The sequence below is a fragment of the Enterococcus dispar ATCC 51266 genome (genome assembly GCF_000406945.1).
Lineage (GTDB): Bacteria > Bacillota > Bacilli > Lactobacillales > Enterococcaceae > Enterococcus_C > Enterococcus_C dispar.
The window spans coordinates 119,584-137,788 of record NZ_KE136354.1; the positions used below are offsets into that span (position 1 = coordinate 119,584).

At 36.3% G+C, this 18,205-nt stretch carries 18 protein-coding genes; 12 read left to right on the forward strand and 6 right to left on the reverse strand.

The annotated features are described in order from the left end of the window. The first annotated feature begins 42 nt into the window (after positions 1-42). Together RK01_RS00540 and RK01_RS00545 are read left to right on the forward strand one after the other, a co-directional pair. Positions 43-846 carry an MBL fold metallo-hydrolase gene (locus RK01_RS00540; RefSeq protein ID WP_016171341.1) on the forward strand — a complete coding sequence of 268 codons (804 nt, stop codon included), beginning with the start codon at positions 43-45 and terminating at the stop codon, positions 844-846. A gap of 317 nt (positions 847-1,163) precedes the next feature. After that, complete coding sequence (locus RK01_RS00545; protein ID WP_016171342.1) at positions 1,164-2,516, forward strand: MSCRAMM family protein; 1,353 nt, start codon at positions 1,164-1,166, stop codon at positions 2,514-2,516. A gap of 221 nt (positions 2,517-2,737) precedes the next feature. Here the strand turns inward: RK01_RS00545 and RK01_RS00550 are convergent, their stop codons facing one another. Both RK01_RS00550 and RK01_RS00555 read right to left on the reverse strand, forming a co-directional pair. Further along, positions 2,738-3,376 (reverse strand): NAD(P)-dependent oxidoreductase, encoded by a 639-nt coding sequence (locus tag RK01_RS00550; protein WP_016171343.1) that lies wholly within the window; start codon positions 3,374-3,376, stop codon positions 2,738-2,740. A gap of 103 nt (positions 3,377-3,479) precedes the next feature. After that, a complete protein-coding gene (locus tag RK01_RS00555; protein WP_016171344.1) occupies positions 3,480-4,097 on the reverse strand; it encodes a CPBP family intramembrane glutamic endopeptidase in 618 nt (205 codons plus the stop codon). A 205-nt stretch (positions 4,098-4,302) separates the two neighbouring features. On the opposite strand from RK01_RS00555, the gene groES reads away from it, so the two are divergent. Together groES and groL are read left to right on the forward strand one after the other, a co-directional pair. Continuing rightward, positions 4,303-4,587 carry a co-chaperone GroES gene (gene groES / locus RK01_RS00560; protein ID WP_016171345.1) on the forward strand — a complete coding sequence of 95 codons (285 nt, stop codon included), beginning with the start codon at positions 4,303-4,305 and terminating at the stop codon, positions 4,585-4,587. A 38-nt stretch (positions 4,588-4,625) separates the two neighbouring features. Further along, a complete protein-coding gene (groL, locus tag RK01_RS00565) occupies positions 4,626-6,254 on the forward strand; it encodes a chaperonin GroEL (protein WP_016171346.1) in 1,629 nt (542 codons plus the stop codon). An 87-nt stretch (positions 6,255-6,341) separates the two neighbouring features. Here groL and RK01_RS00570 read toward each other — a convergent pair whose 3' ends face one another. Further along, positions 6,342-7,106: a MerR family transcriptional regulator gene (locus RK01_RS00570; RefSeq protein ID WP_016171347.1), complete on the reverse strand. Its 765-nt coding sequence runs from the start codon at positions 7,104-7,106 to the stop codon at positions 6,342-6,344. 311 nt (positions 7,107-7,417) lie between these two features. Here RK01_RS00570 and RK01_RS00575 point away from each other — a divergent pair, with 311 nt between their 5' ends. From RK01_RS00575 to RK01_RS00600, 6 genes are all read left to right on the forward strand, one after another. Beyond that, a complete protein-coding gene (locus RK01_RS00575; RefSeq protein ID WP_016171348.1) occupies positions 7,418-7,774 on the forward strand; it encodes a DUF1827 family protein in 357 nt (118 codons plus the stop codon). Positions 7,775-7,968: 194 nt separating this feature from the next. Continuing rightward, complete coding sequence (locus RK01_RS00580) at positions 7,969-9,450, forward strand: nicotinate phosphoribosyltransferase (RefSeq protein ID WP_016171349.1); 1,482 nt, start codon at positions 7,969-7,971, stop codon at positions 9,448-9,450. Continuing rightward, positions 9,450-10,271: an ammonia-dependent NAD(+) synthetase gene (gene nadE / locus RK01_RS00585; RefSeq protein ID WP_016171350.1), complete on the forward strand. Its 822-nt coding sequence runs from the start codon at positions 9,450-9,452 to the stop codon at positions 10,269-10,271. The genes RK01_RS00580 and nadE overlap by 1 nt, the downstream gene beginning before the upstream one ends. A 258-nt stretch (positions 10,272-10,529) precedes the next feature. After that, positions 10,530-12,323: a sulfatase-like hydrolase/transferase gene (locus tag RK01_RS00590; protein WP_016171351.1), complete on the forward strand. Its 1,794-nt coding sequence runs from the start codon at positions 10,530-10,532 to the stop codon at positions 12,321-12,323. Positions 12,324-12,342: 19 nt separating this feature from the next. Beyond that, entirely contained in the window at positions 12,343-13,089 is a 747-nt protein-coding gene (locus RK01_RS00595) for a tRNA 2-thiocytidine biosynthesis TtcA family protein (RefSeq protein WP_016171352.1), read from the forward strand. A 203-nt stretch (positions 13,090-13,292) separates the two neighbouring features. Next, positions 13,293-14,396 carry a glycerate kinase family protein gene (locus tag RK01_RS00600; RefSeq protein WP_016171353.1) on the forward strand — a complete coding sequence of 368 codons (1,104 nt, stop codon included), beginning with the start codon at positions 13,293-13,295 and terminating at the stop codon, positions 14,394-14,396. Positions 14,397-14,437: 41 nt separating this feature from the next. Here RK01_RS00600 and RK01_RS00605 read toward each other — a convergent pair whose 3' ends face one another. Continuing rightward, positions 14,438-15,274 (reverse strand): LysR family transcriptional regulator, encoded by an 837-nt coding sequence (locus RK01_RS00605; RefSeq protein WP_016171354.1) that lies wholly within the window; start codon positions 15,272-15,274, stop codon positions 14,438-14,440. Positions 15,275-15,416: 142 nt separating this feature from the next. Between RK01_RS00605 and RK01_RS00610 the strand changes: the two genes are divergently transcribed. Beyond that, positions 15,417-16,382 (forward strand): TDT family transporter, encoded by a 966-nt coding sequence (locus RK01_RS00610; protein ID WP_016171355.1) that lies wholly within the window; start codon positions 15,417-15,419, stop codon positions 16,380-16,382. 136 nt (positions 16,383-16,518) lie between these two features. On the opposite strand, the gene RK01_RS00615 is transcribed toward RK01_RS00610, so the two are convergent. Then, positions 16,519-16,878, reverse strand: a complete 360-nt coding sequence (locus RK01_RS00615) for a hypothetical protein (RefSeq protein ID WP_016171356.1) — start codon at positions 16,876-16,878, stop codon at positions 16,519-16,521. 144 nt (positions 16,879-17,022) lie between these two features. Next, entirely contained in the window at positions 17,023-17,463 is a 441-nt protein-coding gene (gene nrdI / locus RK01_RS00620) for a class Ib ribonucleoside-diphosphate reductase assembly flavoprotein NrdI (RefSeq protein ID WP_016171357.1), read from the reverse strand. Between the two features lie 127 nt (positions 17,464-17,590). Between nrdI and RK01_RS00625 the strand changes: the two genes are divergently transcribed. Further along, positions 17,591-18,157, forward strand: coding sequence for a GNAT family N-acetyltransferase (locus RK01_RS00625; protein WP_016171358.1), 567 nt, complete (start codon positions 17,591-17,593; stop codon positions 18,155-18,157). The last annotated feature ends 48 nt before the right edge of the window (positions 18,158-18,205 follow it).

Below are 18,205 nucleotides of genomic sequence, written 5' to 3' on the forward strand. Positions count from 1 at the left end.
ATTTAGTGGATACTTTAGTTTAGTTGAAGGGAAGTCTAGCAGATGGTAGAAGCTGCTTTAAAAATTAGTGTGTTAGCCAGTGGCAGTTCTGGCAATTCTTTATACATTGAAAGTGAAAAAAAACATCTACTCGTCGATGCCGGTCTTTCTGGTAAGAAGATTACATCACTAATGGCTGAGGTTGGAAAAAATCCTGCTGATTTAGATGCCATTTTAGTAACCCATGAACATCGAGATCATATTCATGGTGTCGGGGTCCTGGCTAGAAAGTATGGATTAGACGTTTATGCCAATGAAGGAACGTGGCAGGCGATGGATGGCATGTTGGGAAAAATTGATGTAGCCCAAAAGCATATTTTTGAAATGGGCAAAGTATTAACGTTTGGTGACATGGATGTTGAAAGTTTTGGTGTTTCCCATGATGCTGCAGCTCCTCAATTTTATCGGTTCCACAAAGATGGTAAATCTTTTGTCATGTTGACTGATACGGGGTATTGTAGCGATCATGTCCGGGGAATTATCCGGGATGCAGATGCATATCTAGTGGAAAGTAATCACGATTTAGAGATGTTACGCATGGGGCCTTATCCTTGGAGTTTGAAACAGCGGATTTTAGGTGATCGCGGACATTTGTCAAATGAAGATGGGGCTTTAGTTATGACTGATATTATCGGCGATAATACCAAACGAATTTATTTAGGCCACTTAAGTAAAGAGAACAATATGAAAGAACTTGCTCATTTAACGATGAAAAATGTTTTAAAAGAACATGACTTAGGTGTGGATTATAATTTCAAAATTTATGATACCGATCCGGATCAGGCTAGCGAATTATTTGCGATTTAAATTATGTAGAAAATTGGATGATTGTTGTAGAACTGTTACGTTAGAATACAGCTACAATAAGATTGAAATTTAGTTCACTAATTAATGACAAAAACACACTTGTGTATATACACAAGTGTGTTTTTGTGTTTACTGTGATCCGGTTATATCTTTCTTAATACGAAAAGTCTAAACAAGGTCTTGTATAAAGAAGGTGTACATTTTTAAAAAATCGACGCTGATGGCAGAGCGTTAGGGAATGCAAAATATGAGTTGTTGAAACAAGGAAAGCCTGCCATTGTCACAACTTTGTTGTAGACGGCAAACAAGTGAATGGGATGAAGCTTAATTTAGCTAACTATCAGGCCGCGATTACTGGTAAAAAAACAAGTGGAGATACAAAATTAGCAGGTGCAGAGTATCAAATTTTCAGAGCTAATGATACTAGGACACCGTTGACCACAACTGATAAAGACGGTAATAGTCAGACGATTCTTAAAACGGATAATGAGGGAGAATTTTATGCAAAAGGTCTAAGTGCGGATGATTATATTTTGAAAGAAATAAAAGCGCCGACTGGCTATATCTTAGATGAAACAACGCATAAATTTACTATCTATCCACAAAAAGATAAACCCGCAACTTTAGATTTGGGAAATTTTGAAAATTATCAGGGAACCGCAAAATTAATTAAAAAAGCAACCTCTGGAAAATTATTGGCGCGGGCTATCTTTGAAGTTCAAGATATGAAAGGTAATGTCATTCAAAATAGTCTGATGTCTGATGAAAATGGTACGGTATCTGCAAGTAATCTCGCTCCGGGGGATTATCAATTTATTGAAACGAAAGCGCCGACTGGCTATATTTTAAATACAACACCTGCGAAATTTAGTATTGCAGATAAGGCAGTTGGCAGACCTGAAACTGTGGTTGCTTCTGATAATTTTATCAATTATCAAGGTGAAGCGCAGTTGATAAAACATGATGCAGACAACAAAGCATTAGCCGGTGCGCTCTTTGAAGTGCAAGATACTGCTGGAAAGGCCATTCAAAGTGATTTGGTATCCAATGGTGATGGCAAAGTCGTTGCAAGTAATTTGGCCCCCGGAAAATATCAGTTTGTTGAAACGAAAGCACCAACCGGTTATATCTTAAATACAACGCCAGTGGAATTTACCATTACAGACAAAGAGGCCGGCAAACCAGAAATGGTTAAAGCTTCCGATAATTTTGTCAATTATCAAGGGGAAGTGGAATTACTAAAAGTAGATGCAGCGAATTCAAATAAAAAATTGAAAAATGCAGATTTCCAATTGCTTAATGATGATAAAAAAGTATTACAAAACTCACTGAAAACAAATAGCAAAGGAATTTTAACTGTTTCCAACCTTGAACCGGGTAAGTATTATTTCAAGGAAATCAAAGCTCCAACAAATTATCAATTGGTAGATAATTTAATTGAATTTACAATTACAAAAGACCATCGCGGTGCACCTCAAGCAGTCCAACTTGTGGTGAAAAACCAACTTATAACTAAACCTACACAACCTAATAAGCCTACTAAACCAAAAGAGGGTTATTATCCAAAAACAGGCGATAAATTTAATATTGTTGGAATTTTATTAGGTCTGATAGTGATAGTTAGCGTAACAGGAATTTATCTCTTTACGTATTTGCGTAAAAAAAGATAAATAAATGGTTTCCTCATTAAGTAATACTGTCTTAAAAAGTTAGACTGTAAAACTAACTATTAAGATTGGGATTGCTTAATGGGGTTTTTTGTTTAAAAAATCAGGCTTATTTTCATAAGCCAAAAATAAAAAATCCATCTAAGTTTTACCTTAAATGGATTGAGAGATCTGATTTTATTCTTATAGGATTCAATTTTTTTTAAAATTTTCCAAGATTACACTTAGTAATTTTCACTGTTTCCAGCAATACTTATATGAACATTTTTCTGAGGGGTTTCAATCAAATCCATCACGCCTTTTGCATAATCTGCCATACTGACTTCACTTTTACCCGCCATATCTTTTTGTAAAATATCTTTATTTATCTGATATTTGCCCGTATAAGGAGCATCATAAATAAAGTTAGCTGCCGGGGATACGTAAGTCCAAATAACGTCAGGCACTTCTTTTAATGCGGCTAATGACTGTGCCATATTTGCAGCAGTTGGATGGATAGGAGAATTTTCTGGAATGGTGTCTAGCAGACGTTTGGTGCGCTCGGCGCTTAAATATAGCGAAGAAGCTCCCCCTACTACAATGAGCCAAACTGGTGTTCCACTCAGAATATTTGCTAAGTGTACCAAACTACTTTTATGTAGTTCTTCTTTTCCGCGTGGCGCATTAAAAGCATCAATCACTACATCAAAATTATTTAAATCTGCTGTTGTTAAATCGAAAAGATCTTTTTTTATAACTGGAACAGAGACTGACAATTTGTCAGGACTACGAACGATTGCAGTAACATCATAATTCTCAGCTAATGCGGCTTTTAAAAGGTGACTGCCGACATGACCTGTTGCGCCAATAATTCCAATTTTCATCAAAATGCCTCCTTCAAGATAAAAAAATCATTACAATCCTTATTTTAACGATAAGCTTCTTTTTTTGCTAAAAAAAAGCCTCCTAAAAAAGAAGACAAAAAAATTAAGATTTAAAACGAAGTACTTGAATAATTAATACTAAAATATTCGCACCACAATGGCTAATAATTGCTGTTTTTAGGGAACCGCTTTTAACATAAACAAAAGACAAGAAGCAACCTAAAATAAAATAGACCAAAATATCGCTATCTGTATGAACGAGAGCAAAAGCAGCAGAGCTAAGTAAGATGGAAAGTGGTAAAGAAAAATATTCACTAAAAAAGCCAATACAAGCACGTCTAAATACGAGTTCTTCCATAATAGGGCCACAAATAGTTGCTACAATTGCAAAAATAGGTCGTTGCCATATGACTTCCATCATGTTTAAACTACGGTTGAAATTATTTTGGATACTAAAAAAGGTTTCGACATAACCCGCGATACCAATCAATAGAATGGTTAACAGCATACCAGTCACTCCAAAAGTGAGGATGGATTTTTGATTAAGACGAGGCGTTTCAAAAGGTAAAGGCTGTCCTTTTTGATATAAAAAAATCAAAATACCGGTGCCAATCAAGTAGGATAGACTAGCAGAGAGCGTTTCACCATTAATTATTTCTGGAATTAAGAAGACTAAAGTGTAACATAAAATTGACATAAAACTGTATTTAATTTGCGACATCAGACATATCCTCCAGTTATCTAATAAAAGTATACCTGAATCGCTTTCTTAGGACAATCACTTCAGAAAATAGACAAAAATTCTTCAATAAAAAAACAAGGGAAAAAACTTGCAATGTATGGGTAAAATGAGTAATATAGTTCTTGTAGGTTAGCACTCGTTATAAGAGAGTGCTAATACATGAAAATTGATGGAGGGATTTATCGTGTTAAAACCATTAGGTGATCGCGTGATCATTGAAGTCGCAAAAGAAGAAGAAAAATCTGTAGGCGGAATTGTTCTAGCCTCTGCAGCTCAAGAAAAACCACAAACTGGTACTGTCGTGGCTGTTGGCGAAGGCCGCGTTTTAGAAAATGGTGAAAAAGCCGCAATCCCAGTTGCTGTGGGCGACCAAGTAATGTTTGAAAAATATGCTGGCTCAGAAGTAAAATATGACGGCCAAGAATATTTAATTGTTAATGGGAAAGATATTATTGCAATCGTAGAATAATCACGACTATATTAAAAAATTTGAATGAGGTGTTTAGGATGGCAAAAGATATTAAATTTGCAGAAGATGCTCGTGCCGCTATGGTGCGTGGTGTAGATAAATTAGCTGATACAGTAAAAGTAACCTTAGGGCCTAAAGGTCGTAATGTTGTTTTAGAAAAATCTTATGGCTCACCATTAATTACTAATGATGGTGTAACCATTGCTAAAGAAATAGAATTAGAAGATCATTTTGAGAATATGGGTGCCAAACTTGTTTCTGAAGTTGCCTCAAAAACCAATGATATTGCCGGTGACGGTACAACAACTGCTACTGTTTTAACCCAAGCAATTGTGCGTGAAGGAATCAAAAACGTAACAGCGGGTGCTAATCCTTTAGGTATTCGCCGTGGGATTGAATTAGCAACAAAAACTGCTGTGGCAGAATTACACAACATCTCTACTATTGTTGATTCAAAAGAAGCGATTGCACAAGTTGGTGCTGTTTCTTCCGGCAGCGAACAAGTAGGTAACTACATTGCGGACGCTATGGAAAAAGTTGGGAACGATGGTGTAATTACAATTGAAGAATCAAAAGGGATTGAAACAGAACTAGACGTTGTAGAAGGTATGCAATTTGACCGTGGTTACTTGTCACAATATATGGTAACTGACAACGACAAAATGGAAGCTGTCTTAGATAATCCATATATTTTAATTACAGACAAAAAAATCTCTAACATTCAAGATATCTTGCCATTGTTGGAACAAATTTTACAACAATCAAAACCATTATTGATTATCGCTGATGACGTAGATGGTGAAGCATTACCAACTCTTGTATTAAATAAAATTCGCGGTACTTTCAATGTTGTTGCTGTTAAAGCACCAGGCTTTGGTGATCGTCGCAAAGCAATGTTAGAAGATATTGCTGTTTTAACAGGTGGTACTGTGATTACGGACGATTTAGGTCTTGAATTGAAAGATGCAACAATCGAAAGTTTAGGTCAAGCAAGTAAAGTTGTGGTTGATAAAGATAATACGACAATCGTCGAAGGGGCTGGGCAAAAAAATGCTATTGCTGCTCGTGTCCAATTAATCAAAAATCAAATCGCTGAAACAACTTCTGATTTTGATCGTGAAAAATTACAAGAACGTCTAGCAAAATTAGCTGGTGGTGTTGCTGTGATTAAAGTTGGTGCGCCAACTGAAACAGAATTAAAAGAAATGAAACTACGCATTGAAGATGCTTTAAATGCTACTCGTGCGGCAGTGGAAGAAGGCATGGTTTCTGGTGGTGGTACAGCATTAGTTAACGTCATTGCTAAAGTTGTGGCGATTGAAGCCGAAGGTGATGTAGCAACTGGTGTGAAAATCGTGGAACGTGCTTTAGAAGAACCAGTTCGTCAAATCGCTGAAAATGCTGGTTACGAAGGCTCTGTTATTATCGATAAATTAAAACATGCTGAAGTTGGCATGGGCTTTAACGCTGCTAATGGCGAATGGGTAAACATGGTGGAAGCCGGTATCGTTGACCCAACCAAAGTAGCGCGTTCAGCTCTACAAAACGCAGCTTCTGTTGCTGCTTTGTTATTAACAACTGAAGCAGTTGTTGCTGACAAACCAGAACCACAATCTGCTTCAGCAGCTCCTGGTATGGATCCAGCTGCCATGGGCGGCATGATGTAATTTAATCAAATAAAAAGTGATGGTCCCGTGACCATCACTTTTTTTGTAGGTAAAGCGATTATATGCTTTTCATAAGAGATAAGATTATTACGCTGTGGTATAGTAATAAATTACATCATGTAAAATATCCACGACGTCAGCTTCTACGCGATCGTTATAATAAGCGGCAAAACGTTCATCTGAGACATACATATCTGCTAAATTCCGATGATATTCTGCATTGTAAAACGGTGCTGCAATTTGTAACCACGCTTTATGCGCACGAAAAACTTTTTGCGCAATTTCACTTGCCAAATCAATTCTTTCGGTTTGCGCTAAAATTTTTAAGTTAGCAAATAGCTCTTGTTCTGCTGTTTGCAATTCCTCGTATTGGACAAAAGTTAAATGAGCCCACTTTTCATTTGCTGTTGCAACCATTTCATCGCCGTATTTTTCCCGAATTTCTTTACCATAGTGCGCTTCATTTTCCGCAATTTTTTCTGTTTTGAAAGCAGAAAATTTTTCCCTATTTTCCATTTGATTTCCTCCTTTGTAATAAACCAATGTTTGAGAAAGTGTGTGAATCATTTTATTCAACTGCGCTTGTTGCTCTAAAAGCAGTTGATACTGTTCTTCTAAAAGTGCTAGCCGTTTTTGTTGTGATAAATTCATCGCCTCTTTGATTTTAGCCAAACTAAAGCCAAAGCTTTTAAAAAATAGGATTTGCTGTAATGCATTAACAGCATCGTCATCATAAAAGCGATAGTCAGAGTCTGGTTTGCGTTGGGCTTTTAATAAACCAATTTGATCATAATAACGTAATGTGCGGCTAGAAATATGGGCTAATTTTGCTAATTCGTTAATTGTGTACATACAAGGGCCTCCTACTTACAGTAATTCAATTTCACTTCTCCCATATAGAATAAGGTTTGACGCAACGTCAAAGTCAAGCCTTTTCTCCGCAATACTTTGATGTTTTTTAGGAGCATCACGATAAACACAAACAATCAGGATTCATCTAACGCGGACTCGTTTAGGCAGCATAATTCAAAATTCTACCAATTTTCAAGGTTTAAACAAACTTTCTTAGCAAAAGTTGAAAAGTGTTTATGTTATACTATTTTTGCGGAGGCTTACAAAATCGTGTTACCACATAATTAAATTCATTTGAAAGGAAAGATGTTATGAAAATAATCGAAACGCCAGTAAATAAAAACTTGAACTTAGAAAATTTTTATCCTAATATTACCAAATTTATTTTTGGCAAGACTGCTCTTAAATATTATAAACTGTATGCAGCAGATCGTACGCAAGTGATTTATGCAGATACTTACGACAAAATCCAGCTCATTTTAATTAATGATCGCAAAAAGATTCGCAAAGAAGAGGTAGATACCATTATCCATCGTCTTTTAAAAGTTGATCGTCATGATGTTCATGTGGATGTTAACATCAAACATAAGATGCAAGAAGCCGGTAGTAAATTTTCTAAGCCCCACAAAGATATTATTTTAGTGGAATATCCGATATCAAAAGAATAGCATCACTTTCGCAAAATAGGAAAAATGCTTTTTGGAGTTTAAAAATTATATGAACAAAAGACAGAAAGAAGTGAGTCAAAAGGTTTTGGCTTACTTCTCTTTTTTTGTTAAGCTAATAAAAAGTGCGATTTTCCTATCTTTTTATGATTTTTTGATATAATGGTAGGCATAAAATATCTTGAGGAGATTAACCGATGCAAAAATTATATCCTGACGACAGCTTGACGCTGCATACAGATTTATATCAATTGAATATGATGAAAACTTATTGGGAATTAGGTCGTGCCGACCGCCATGCTGTTTTTGAGTGCTATTTTCGCGAGATGCCTTTTAAAACCGGCTATGCTATTTTTGCAGGTTTAGAACGCTTGGTTCGCTATTTGGAAAACCTGCACTTTACAGAAAGTGACATTGCTTATTTAAGAGATGTCACAGGGTATCCAGAAGAATTCTTAGATTACTTAACCCAATTCAAGTTTAGCTGTACGGTTCGTTCTGCATTAGAAGGCGATTTGGTCTTTAGTAATGAGCCAATCGTACAAATCGAAGGTCCCTTGGCACAAGCCCAATTAATTGAAACGGCCCTATTAAATATGGTGAATTTCCAGACTTTAATTGCAACGAAAGCGGCTCGAATTAAATCTGTTATTGGTGATGATCCTTTGTTAGAGTTTGGTTCCAGACGTGCTCAAGAAGTCGATGCTGCATTTTGGGGAACCAGAGCTGCTTTTATCGGTGGAGCGGATGCCACCAGCAATGTTCGGGCGGGTAAAATTTTTGGTATTCCTGCTAGCGGGACTCACGCTCATTCCTTAGTTCAATCTTACGGTAATGATTATGATGCCTTCATGGCTTATGCTAAGACCCACCGAGATTGTGTCTTTTTAGTGGATACTTATGACACGTTAAAATTAGGTGTACCGGCTGCTATCAAAGTTGCCAAAGAAATGGGAGACAAAATTAATTTCTTAGGTGTCCGCATCGATTCTGGTGATATGGCTTATATCTCTAAAAAAGTTCGCGAACAATTAGATGAAGCCGGTTTTACTAATGCAAAAGTATATGCTTCAAATGATTTAGACGAAAATACAATCCTAAGTTTAAAGATGCAAAAAGCGAAAATCGACGTTTGGGGTGTTGGGACCAAATTAATTACAGCCTATGACCAACCGGCGTTAGGTGCTGTTTACAAATTAGTGTCTATTGAAGATGATAATGGAAAAATGGTGGACACAATAAAACTCTCTTCAAATGCTGAAAAAGTTACAACGCCAGGTAAAAAACAAGTTTGGCGCATTAACCGCAACAAAGACGGCAAATCTGAAGGGGATTATATTACGTTGTGGGATGAAGATCCTAGAGAAGAAGATGAAATCTTTATGTTTCATCCGGTTCACACTTTTATTAATAAAACTGTTCGTGATTTTAGTGCCCGTCCTGTACTCCAAGAAATCTTTCATGAAGGTAAGTTAGTATATGACTTGCCAGATTTGGCGCATATTAAAGCTTATGCCCATGAATGTTTAGATTCTTTATGGGATGAATACAAACGGGATTTGAATCCCCAACAATATCCGGTCGATCTTTCGACAGATTGTTGGAATCACAAAATGGCAATTATGGAAAAAGTTCGAAAATCTGTGGCAGTAGTGACCAAAGAGGAGGGACGTTTTTAATGTCTTTACAAAAAGAGATTATTAAAGAATTAGGTGTAAAACCGATCATTGACCCTAAAAATGAGATTAGAGTAAGTGTTGATTTTTTAAAAGACTATTTAAAACGAAATTCTTTTTTGAAATCTTTCGTACTTGGGATTAGTGGCGGACAAGATTCAAGTTTGGCGGGAAGATTGGCCCAACTGGCTATCACCGAATTACGAGAAGAAACAAATGAAAATTATCAGTTTATTGCTGTGCGCTTGCCTTATGGCACACAAGCAGATGAAGCAGATGCACAAAAAGCATTAGCCTTTATTCAGCCAGATGTTTCTTTAGCGGTGAACATCAAACCCGCTGTTGATGGACAGGTAGCTGCTTTAGAAGAAGCTGATGTTGCAATTTCAGACTTCAATAAAGGTAATATTAAAGCGCGTCAACGTATGATTACGCAATATGCTATTGCCGGTACCAATAGTGGAGCAGTAATTGGAACGGATCACGCTGCTGAGAATATCACGGGTTTTTTCACTAAATTTGGTGATGGTGGCGCTGATATTTTACCGTTATTTCGGTTAAACAAGCGACAAGGAAAAATGCTCTTAAAAGAACTGGGGGCACCAGAATCCTTATATCTAAAAGTACCAACTGCAGATTTGGAAGATGATAAACCCCTTGTGGCTGATGAGGCCGCACTAGGTGTCAGCTATGATGAAATTGATGATTATCTTGAAGGCAAAACCATTTCTCAAAAATCACAAGAAGTAATTGAAAATTGGTGGGTAAAAGGCCAACATAAGCGCCATTTGCCGATTACAGTTTTTGATGACTTTTGGAAATAAAATAAGAGTAGCGGCGTTCAAATTAATTTTTAATTAAAATACTTCTTTCGCTTTTGCTATATAACTTAGTTTATTTTATACTGAAAGTGGAGTTTTGGGGAAGACTCCGTCAACAACGGCTAGAGGATACCAGTTTGGTTCCTCTTTTTTTTGTCCTTTTTTAAATTTTTTGGAGATTCTTTACAGTATTCAGGCAAAACGCTACAATAAAGGCTATTGAAACAATGACAACAAAAATAAGGAATAGAAGGTTTCATCATGAAAAAATTAAAATATAGTTTGGCTGTTGTAGCAGTTTTTTTATTGGTTATAATGAGTAATTTATATTTACAGTGGTGTCAAAATAATTTGTCCTTGGATTTAGTATTAAAATTTGCTTTTTCTTGGCACACTGCCAAATTTTTCTTAGGGAGTTTGGTTTTATTAGCAGTCTATGGGGTCTTTGCCGCTATCGCCGGGTCACTGTTATTTGGAGGTTTATTTTATAGTGTAGCGATTGGCTTACTTGGCTTTGCTGACTATCAAAAAATGACAGCCCGGCAAGAACCGATTTATCCCGATGATTTGAAGATGATAGGACAACTTGGTGTTTTAAAAGATATGGTAGGAGCTCCTATCTTTATTTTAGCGGTAGTAGCCATTTTATTGGCAATCGTGGCTTTAGGCTATAGTATTTATCGTAGTCGTAAACTATCTCGCAATGGGCAAATTTTTCGCGGCGTTATCTTTTTGTTGAGTCTATTTTTTTTAGTTTATGCTAGTCATTTTAATTCCAATGAGAACTTATTGCGAAAAGCCTATAACAAAACCGCTCTTTGGATTCCATACTCCCAGAAGATGAATTATTATAATGTCGGTTTTGTCGGGGGATTTTTATATAATTTAAGAGTTGAAGCAATGGCAAAACCAAAGGATTATTCGGAAGAAAAAATTGCTTCTGTCGTCAAAAAATATCAAGGAGTAGACGGCAGCAAAGAAAAACCCAATATTATTTATGTGATGTCAGAAAGTTTTTCCGATCCGGCTCATTTAAAAGGGGTGCAATATACTGGTGAGCCACTAGCCGATTATTATGCTGTCGCTAATAATACGTATAGTGGCAAAATGTTGTCACAAAATTATGGTGGCGGGACAGCCAATATAGAATTTGAAGCACTGACCAGTTTTAGTATGGAGCCGTTAAATGCCCAGATGACAACGCCTTATACGCTTTTAGTACCAAAGCTAAAGCAATTGCCCTCTTTAGTATCGTTAACCAAAGAGCAGGGTTATACTACTACTGCTATTCATCCGTATGATACCTCAATGTATAAACGTAAGGATGTTTACAATGTTTTAGGTTTTGACCGTTTTCTTGATCAGGATACAATGAAGAATCGTAACAAAATTGAAAATAACCCATATATTTCCGATGAATCTGCATATGATGAAATTTTGGCTATTTTAAAGGCGAATCAGAGTCCGCAATTTGTTCACTTGGTGACGATGCAAACACATATGCCTTATGGTGAGAAATATAACAACATTTCTTATCAAGTAACTGCTGATGGGAACACGAATGTAATTGCCAATTATTTGCAAGATATTGCGTATAGTTCTGAAGCATTACAGCACTTTACTGAGGCTGTTAAGAAGTTGCCGCGACGGACATTAATCGTATTTTGGGGGGATCATTTGCCTGGAATCTATTCAGATGCAATTCAAAAGGCAAATAGTGGGACCACGCTACATGAAACCCAATTTTTGATTTTTGATTCAGCAGGAAAATTGACTAATAGTAAGGAACATGATGTCATTACCAGTCCCTTTTATTTTGCACCGAATTTGTTATCTCAAGCAGGGCTTAAAGTTACCCCATATTATGAAATGGTCTTAAAATTAGAGAATACTTTGCCGGCTTTTGAAAAAAATATGTATTTAAATCAAGGGACATGGCAAAAGAATCTGACATTAACAGACGATGCGAAAACGACTTATGACGATTATCGTTTGATTCAATACGATATTTTAGCAGGGAAACAGTACAGCTTAAAAACTAATTTTTTTAACTAATTATTTTGAGGGAGTTACTATGAGCTTTAAGAAAAAAGACAATCAGCTTTATTACAATCCAATTCGCCGCGCCATTTTAAATCACACTTTGATTGAACCTGGCGATAAAGTTGCGATTGGTTTAAGCGGAGGCAAAGATAGCAGCAGTCTACTTTATTTTTTAGATACGATTGCAAAACAACAACGTCTGGGCTTTTCTTTTGAAATCGTGCCGATTAGTTTGGATATGGGGTTTGAAGGGGTCGATTTGCAGCCTTTACGTGCCTTTTGTCAAAGACTAGGCTATGACTTGGAAGTTGTTCCTACCAAAATTGCTGAAGTAGTTTTTGATATTAGAAAAGAGCAATCTCCTTGCTCTTTATGTGCGAAATTACGTCGGGGAATTTTATACAATAAAGCCAGAGAACTGGGTTGTAACAAAGTTGCTTTAGGACATCATTTGGATGATGCAATTGAAACTTATTTTATGAACTTTCTTTTTCATGGTAAGTTAAATAGTTTTGAACCCAAAAGTTATTTGTCAAAAACAGAAGTTACCTTGATTCGTCCGTTGCTATATATACCAGAACAAGAGATTATTCGCTTTGTAAAAAGAGAAGAGCTTCCAATTGTTTTTAATCCTTGTCCTGCAGATAAGAAAACAAAACGAGAAGAAATCAAGGGTTTTGTTGAAAACATCGCCAAAACGTATCCGGATGTTCGACAAAAATTTTTAATGGGGATGGAGCAAGGAACAGCAGCTGATTTTTGGCCATTAAAAAAATAAATAATTTTATCGAATACGAAGAAAATGACGCGCTTTTTTCTTCGTATTTTTTGATGCCTTGACTATTGTAACTTCATTAGCATAAAGAGCTGCACTATTGGCAATCCACTATGAAACCGTTAAATTTTTGCCTTAAACCATTCTTTTCCCTACAATTAGAGAAAAGGGCAATAATGAGTTCTGCGCATAAGGAGTTGAAGTGGATGAAAGTTTGTGTAGCAATTGATTCATATAAAGGCAGTGCAACTTCTCAAGAATTAAACAGTACAGTCTGTCAAGTGTTGGGAAAATTAGGAATTCCTTCATGTAATGTACCCATTGCAGACGGCGGTGAAGGAACCTTGGCTATTTTAGCTGCCGCATTTTCTGGGCAAATAAGAGAAATTGATACGATTGATTTATTAGGTCGACCAATTAAAGGAAAGTATTGGCTAACAGAAATTAATCACGTCAAAACGGCAATCATTGAATCTGCCCAAATCCTTGGTTTAACTCAAATCATTCCTAATCAAAAAACGATTCAAAAAGCACACTCGTACGGACTAGGTTTAGTAATTTTGGCGGCTTTCAAAGAAGCAAACCAAGTGTTTGTCTCTTTAGGGGGCAGCGGGGTAAACGATGGTGGTTTGGGATTACTTGCAGCGCTGGCAAAAAAAGATATCCCTCTAGAAAATCCGTTGTGTTTAGGTGAAAAATATTTAGCAGAGATTGCATTGCCAAATTTAGAAAATAAAAAATTAATTGGTCTAACCGACGTTACCAATCCTTATACAGGAGCCAATGGTTTTTCTTATATCTATGGCGTGCAAAAAGGGGGGAATGCTGAAATTTTAGCAAAGATGGATCAGGCTGCAGAAGGTGTACGACAAAAATTTCAAACAAAAATGGATCTGAATGAATTTTCAGGCAGTGGAGCAGCAGGCGGGATTGGCGGGGGAATTCTCTTAGCAGGCGGTCTGTTACAACCGGGTTTTGCCACAATTGCCCAACTGCTTGATTTAGATAAGAAAATGGCAACTTGTGATTTTGTTATTACCGGAGAAGGTCGTTTTGATGAACAGACCGCGCAAGGTAAAGTACCTTTAGGCGTAGCGCGCTTAGCACGAAAACATCAGCTTCCGGTAGTCGCGTTTTGTGGTGCACGCCCGGAAAATATTACAGGGATTGAATATCATTTTGATGGTGTTTTTTCTATTCAAACAAGACCGCTTACGTTAAAACAAGCTATGACCAAAAAAGTAACTCTTCAAAATATTGCATTGTTAGCAGAAAATGTGATAAAACTCTATTTATCCGGAAATAAATAAAAGCTAGCTGAGTCCTTAGTAAAAAGGAATCAGCTAGCTTTTTAAAATATTTTTTGTTCCAGTAAGTGAGGCACTAAAATTTCGATAAAAGCTGCAATTTCACGTAAAACATCTTTAAATACCGCTTTATGAGTCAAAAGGTAAAAATGACGTAGATGATGCTCATGAATCTCCTCATAAGGAATATCTGAAGTAATGGCTAATTTTGAAATAATGGAACGGCCAAAACCTTCTCTTAATAAAGCCAAAATTGCTTCATTATTATCAACAAAGATAACATGAGGGAGGAGGTTGTTCTCCCGCAGATAAATTTCATTATAAAAGCGCAAGCCCGATTCATTTTCCCGTAAAAGCCAATATTGTGATTTTTCGTCACCAGCTAAAACGAGTTCATCTTCATAAATAGGTGTTTGATTGATTGCTTCATTTCGTTCTGGTTTTTCAATAAAACCAATGCTCACCTTATTTTGGGCCATTTGTTGGCCAACTTCTTCGGAATTCATTAACTTAATGGAAAAATCAACATTGGGAAATTGTTTGACCAAATAAGGAAGAAGTTTGGGGACAAAATAAACAGCGCAAGTGTGGGAACAGCCCACAATACATTGCAAGCGGAAATTTTCTTGATTTTTTAGTCGTTGGCTGGTATCTTCCCATTCTTCAATAATTTGTAAGGCACGGGGATATAAAAAAACGGCTTCTTTTGTGGGAATAATTTCTTGCTTTCCATTGCGAATGAACAATTCCACTTGTAAATGGTCTTCTAATTTTTTGATTTGGGCAGAAATTGTGGGTTGAGATAAAAATAAATCTTCAGCAGTATGGGTAAAATTTCTTGTCTCATAGACAGAAACAAAGGTGTGAAGTAGATGTAACATGAGAGAACCTCCGTTTTAATAAAAAAAGCTAATGATAAGTATTTATACTATTTATTTTTCTTTTAGTCAAAAAATCACTATACTAATGATGAACTCACTAGTGAGAAAGTAAACAAACTTTTACAACAATAGGAGGAAAAAAGTGAGAGACTTTCTAAAAATAATTCCCATTCCCATTTGTGGGTTGGTTTTAGGCTTAGCCACAACTGGAAATGTTTTAAAAAATTATCAATTAATCGCCCTTGGCAATACTTTTGGCTTAGTAGCGGGTATTTTATTTGTTGCTGTTTTGCTTAAAGTTTTTTTGACCTTTCAGCATGTTCATAGCAGTTTAACCGATCCAATTATTGCATCGGTTGCCCCCACATTTACAATGGGGACAATGGTTTTATGTACGTATTTGTTACAATTTCCAAGCCTTGCGCCAATGGCAAAATATATGTGGCTACTGGCGATTCTTGTCCATTATTACTTAATGGCGTATTTCACATATCATTTTTTAATTAAACCTAGCGTTAAAATGGACCATCTTTATCCTAGCTGGTTTATTGTCTACGTCGGCATCGGTGTTATCTCTGTCACAAGCGGAAATTTCTTTCCTTTAATTGGTCAGGCAAACTTTTGGATTGGCCTATTTTTCTACTTGATTTTATTGCCATTGATCATGCATCGTGTTTTCTTATTTAAAAATATGGCAGAAGCAACATTGCCTTTAATTACGATTATTGCCGCACCGGGTTCCTTAGAATTAACTGGTTATTTAAAAGCATTTCCTCAACCGCAGATTTTCTTAGTAGTGGGCTTATTGATTTTATCACAAATTCTATATTGGTTCATTATTTTCCAAGTAGTAAAAATGATTCGTTTGCCATTTTATCCCAGCTATGCTGCGTTTACCTTCCCTTTAGCGATTTCTGCTTTTGCGGCAAAAAGTGCTGGTGATTTCTTACAAGAAATCGGATACGGGGTTCCTTTAATGAATTTTCTAGCCAAAGTTGAGACTGCCTTCGCGGTGATGATGGTAATCTATGTACTCGGTCATTACTTGAATTACTTAATAAAACAAGCACAAGTTTTACACTTGGGGCATCATCGCCAAAATGGATAGAATAAAAACAGAAACCCACACATTTTTTGTGAGGTTTCTGTTTTTATTCTTTCATTCAAAAAATACTAATTTGGCATTTTAAGTTTCGCAATGATTTAATCAGCTTTTTTTATAAATCTTTCTTGCAAATATGGAACTATTTAAGCATAAGCTGTGTAAGTTGTTGTTCGATTTTTTCCAAACGGTCTTGTATAATTTGAAATTTTAGCTGGATTTCATCTCGTTTACCCTGCGTATAAAGATCTGTTTTTCCACTACTTAAATACGCAGTAATTAAAGCAGAAACTTTATTTTTTGGGACAGTAACTTGGGTAACTTCACGCACTTCACCATTAACATCCACTCTTTTGGTAGTTAAAACAGCCATTTCATCCCAAGCATTTGGGCCGGTAATATAGCCTTTTGGACCTTTTTCAATTAAACCTGTTTCTTTTAACCAATTGTAAAAAGTTTGTTGGTTAAATCCATTTTCTTTGCGAATATGATAAAGTTTCATCAAAAAATCTCCTTTCCTTCTTCTCATAATAAAATACGCAAAAAAGGGAGAGATTATTTTTTGTTACGCTTGTAATAAAACAGGTCATTTGTATACATTGAAATAAACTTTTTGCTACCGATAAGAAAAACGCAGAGAATCTTACTAAGCTTTTAGTAGAATTTGATAAATACGCTCTATATCTTTTGGTGTTCCGCGTAGTTCGTAGTCAGCTAAAAAAGGACAGTCAAATTGTGCGGCATACTGTTTGGCGGTTAGGCAATATTGACGATTAAAGTTCTTGTTGCCACTACCAACAATCCCTAAGCAATTTTTCGCATTATCTTCATAGGCAATGTATTCTCGTAAGGCTTCGGTCAAAATCTCTTGATCGCCATTATCTACACCATTGCCACCTTCTAAATAAGTGGGGACAAAGACAAAAAAGGGTTCTGTAATGGATTCGGGTAGGGTATTATCATCAATCGCATGAAGGGTGATAGTAGGGTTCAAACTATTTTGCTCGTGTTGGGTGATAGCGTACTTTTGAAGGTTCGTAACAAATGCACGGGTGTTACCAGAAATAGACATATAATAAATATTCATTCAAATTACTCCTTTTTATAAATCAGCACTTCGTTTTGAATTATAACACGCTTTTTTTAGAAATTTGTAGTAAGTCCCCTTGTAAAATATAAAGCTCATGGTAAGCTTGTCTGTGGAGGTTGATAACATGATACGTTATGCAAAAAAGTCTGATGCGGTTGCTATTGCGCCACTAGTATTAGTCATTTTAGAAGATATGGAGTTGCCCTTTGTTAAAAAATACGGTGCAAAAAAAACATTAGCTTTATTAGAAGAAAGTGTGGCGATTTCTGATTATCGCTATGGCTACCAGCGCGCCTTAGTAAAAGAAATTGATGGTAAAGTTGCCGGGGTGGCCTATGGTTATCCTGCGAGTGCGGAAAAAAGTATTGATGAGCCATTAATACCATTATTAGAAAAATTTGATATTCCCACCAATACGCGTCTTTTTACTGATTCCGAAACGATTGAACCGGAATGGTACTTGGATTCTATTTCAGTAGCAAAAGAATTTCGTGGACGTGGTATTGGTGGCGAATTATTAGCAGCACTGCCACAAATTGCTATACGGGATGGAGAAAACGTCATTGGGCTAAGTGTGGATGAACAAAATCCTGGAGCTAGGCGGTTGTACGAACGTAATGGTTTTAAAACAGTCGCCAAAACCATGATTGCCGGTCATCAATACGAACATATGCAAAAACCAATTGCTTAAAAAAGTATGTAATTTTCCCTAGGAATAAAGCTGATATGCCTTCTTTGA

Excerpts from the sequence above, each read along its gene's own strand:
- RK01_RS00595 (WP_016171352.1), top strand. The coding sequence starts at position 12,343 with ATGAGCTTTAAGAAAAAAGACAATCAGCTTTATTACAATCCAATTCGC.
- RK01_RS00600 (WP_016171353.1), top strand. The coding sequence starts at position 13,293 with ATGAAAGTTTGTGTAGCAATTGATTCATATAAAGGCAGTGCAACTTCT.
- RK01_RS00555 (WP_016171344.1), bottom strand. The coding sequence starts at position 4,097 with ATGTCGCAAATTAAATACAGTTTTATGTCAATTTTATGTTACACTTTA.
- nadE (WP_016171350.1), top strand. The coding sequence starts at position 9,450 with ATGTCTTTACAAAAAGAGATTATTAAAGAATTAGGTGTAAAACCGATC.
- RK01_RS00570 (WP_016171347.1), bottom strand. The coding sequence starts at position 7,106 with ATGTACACAATTAACGAATTAGCAAAATTAGCCCATATTTCTAGCCGC.
- RK01_RS00590 (WP_016171351.1), top strand. The coding sequence starts at position 10,530 with ATGAAAAAATTAAAATATAGTTTGGCTGTTGTAGCAGTTTTTTTATTG.
- RK01_RS00580 (WP_016171349.1), top strand. The coding sequence starts at position 7,969 with ATGCAAAAATTATATCCTGACGACAGCTTGACGCTGCATACAGATTTA.
- groL (WP_016171346.1), top strand. The coding sequence starts at position 4,626 with ATGGCAAAAGATATTAAATTTGCAGAAGATGCTCGTGCCGCTATGGTG.
- RK01_RS00625 (WP_016171358.1), top strand. The coding sequence starts at position 17,591 with ATGATACGTTATGCAAAAAAGTCTGATGCGGTTGCTATTGCGCCACTA.
- nrdI (WP_016171357.1), bottom strand. The coding sequence starts at position 17,463 with ATGAATATTTATTATATGTCTATTTCTGGTAACACCCGTGCATTTGTT.
- RK01_RS00615 (WP_016171356.1), bottom strand. The coding sequence starts at position 16,878 with ATGAAACTTTATCATATTCGCAAAGAAAATGGATTTAACCAACAAACT.
- RK01_RS00550 (WP_016171343.1), bottom strand. The coding sequence starts at position 3,376 with ATGAAAATTGGAATTATTGGCGCAACAGGTCATGTCGGCAGTCACCTT.
- RK01_RS00605 (WP_016171354.1), bottom strand. The coding sequence starts at position 15,274 with ATGTTACATCTACTTCACACCTTTGTTTCTGTCTATGAGACAAGAAAT.
- RK01_RS00545 (WP_016171342.1), top strand. The coding sequence starts at position 1,164 with ATGAAGCTTAATTTAGCTAACTATCAGGCCGCGATTACTGGTAAAAAA.
- RK01_RS00575 (WP_016171348.1), top strand. The coding sequence starts at position 7,418 with ATGAAAATAATCGAAACGCCAGTAAATAAAAACTTGAACTTAGAAAAT.
- RK01_RS00540 (WP_016171341.1), top strand. The coding sequence starts at position 43 with ATGGTAGAAGCTGCTTTAAAAATTAGTGTGTTAGCCAGTGGCAGTTCT.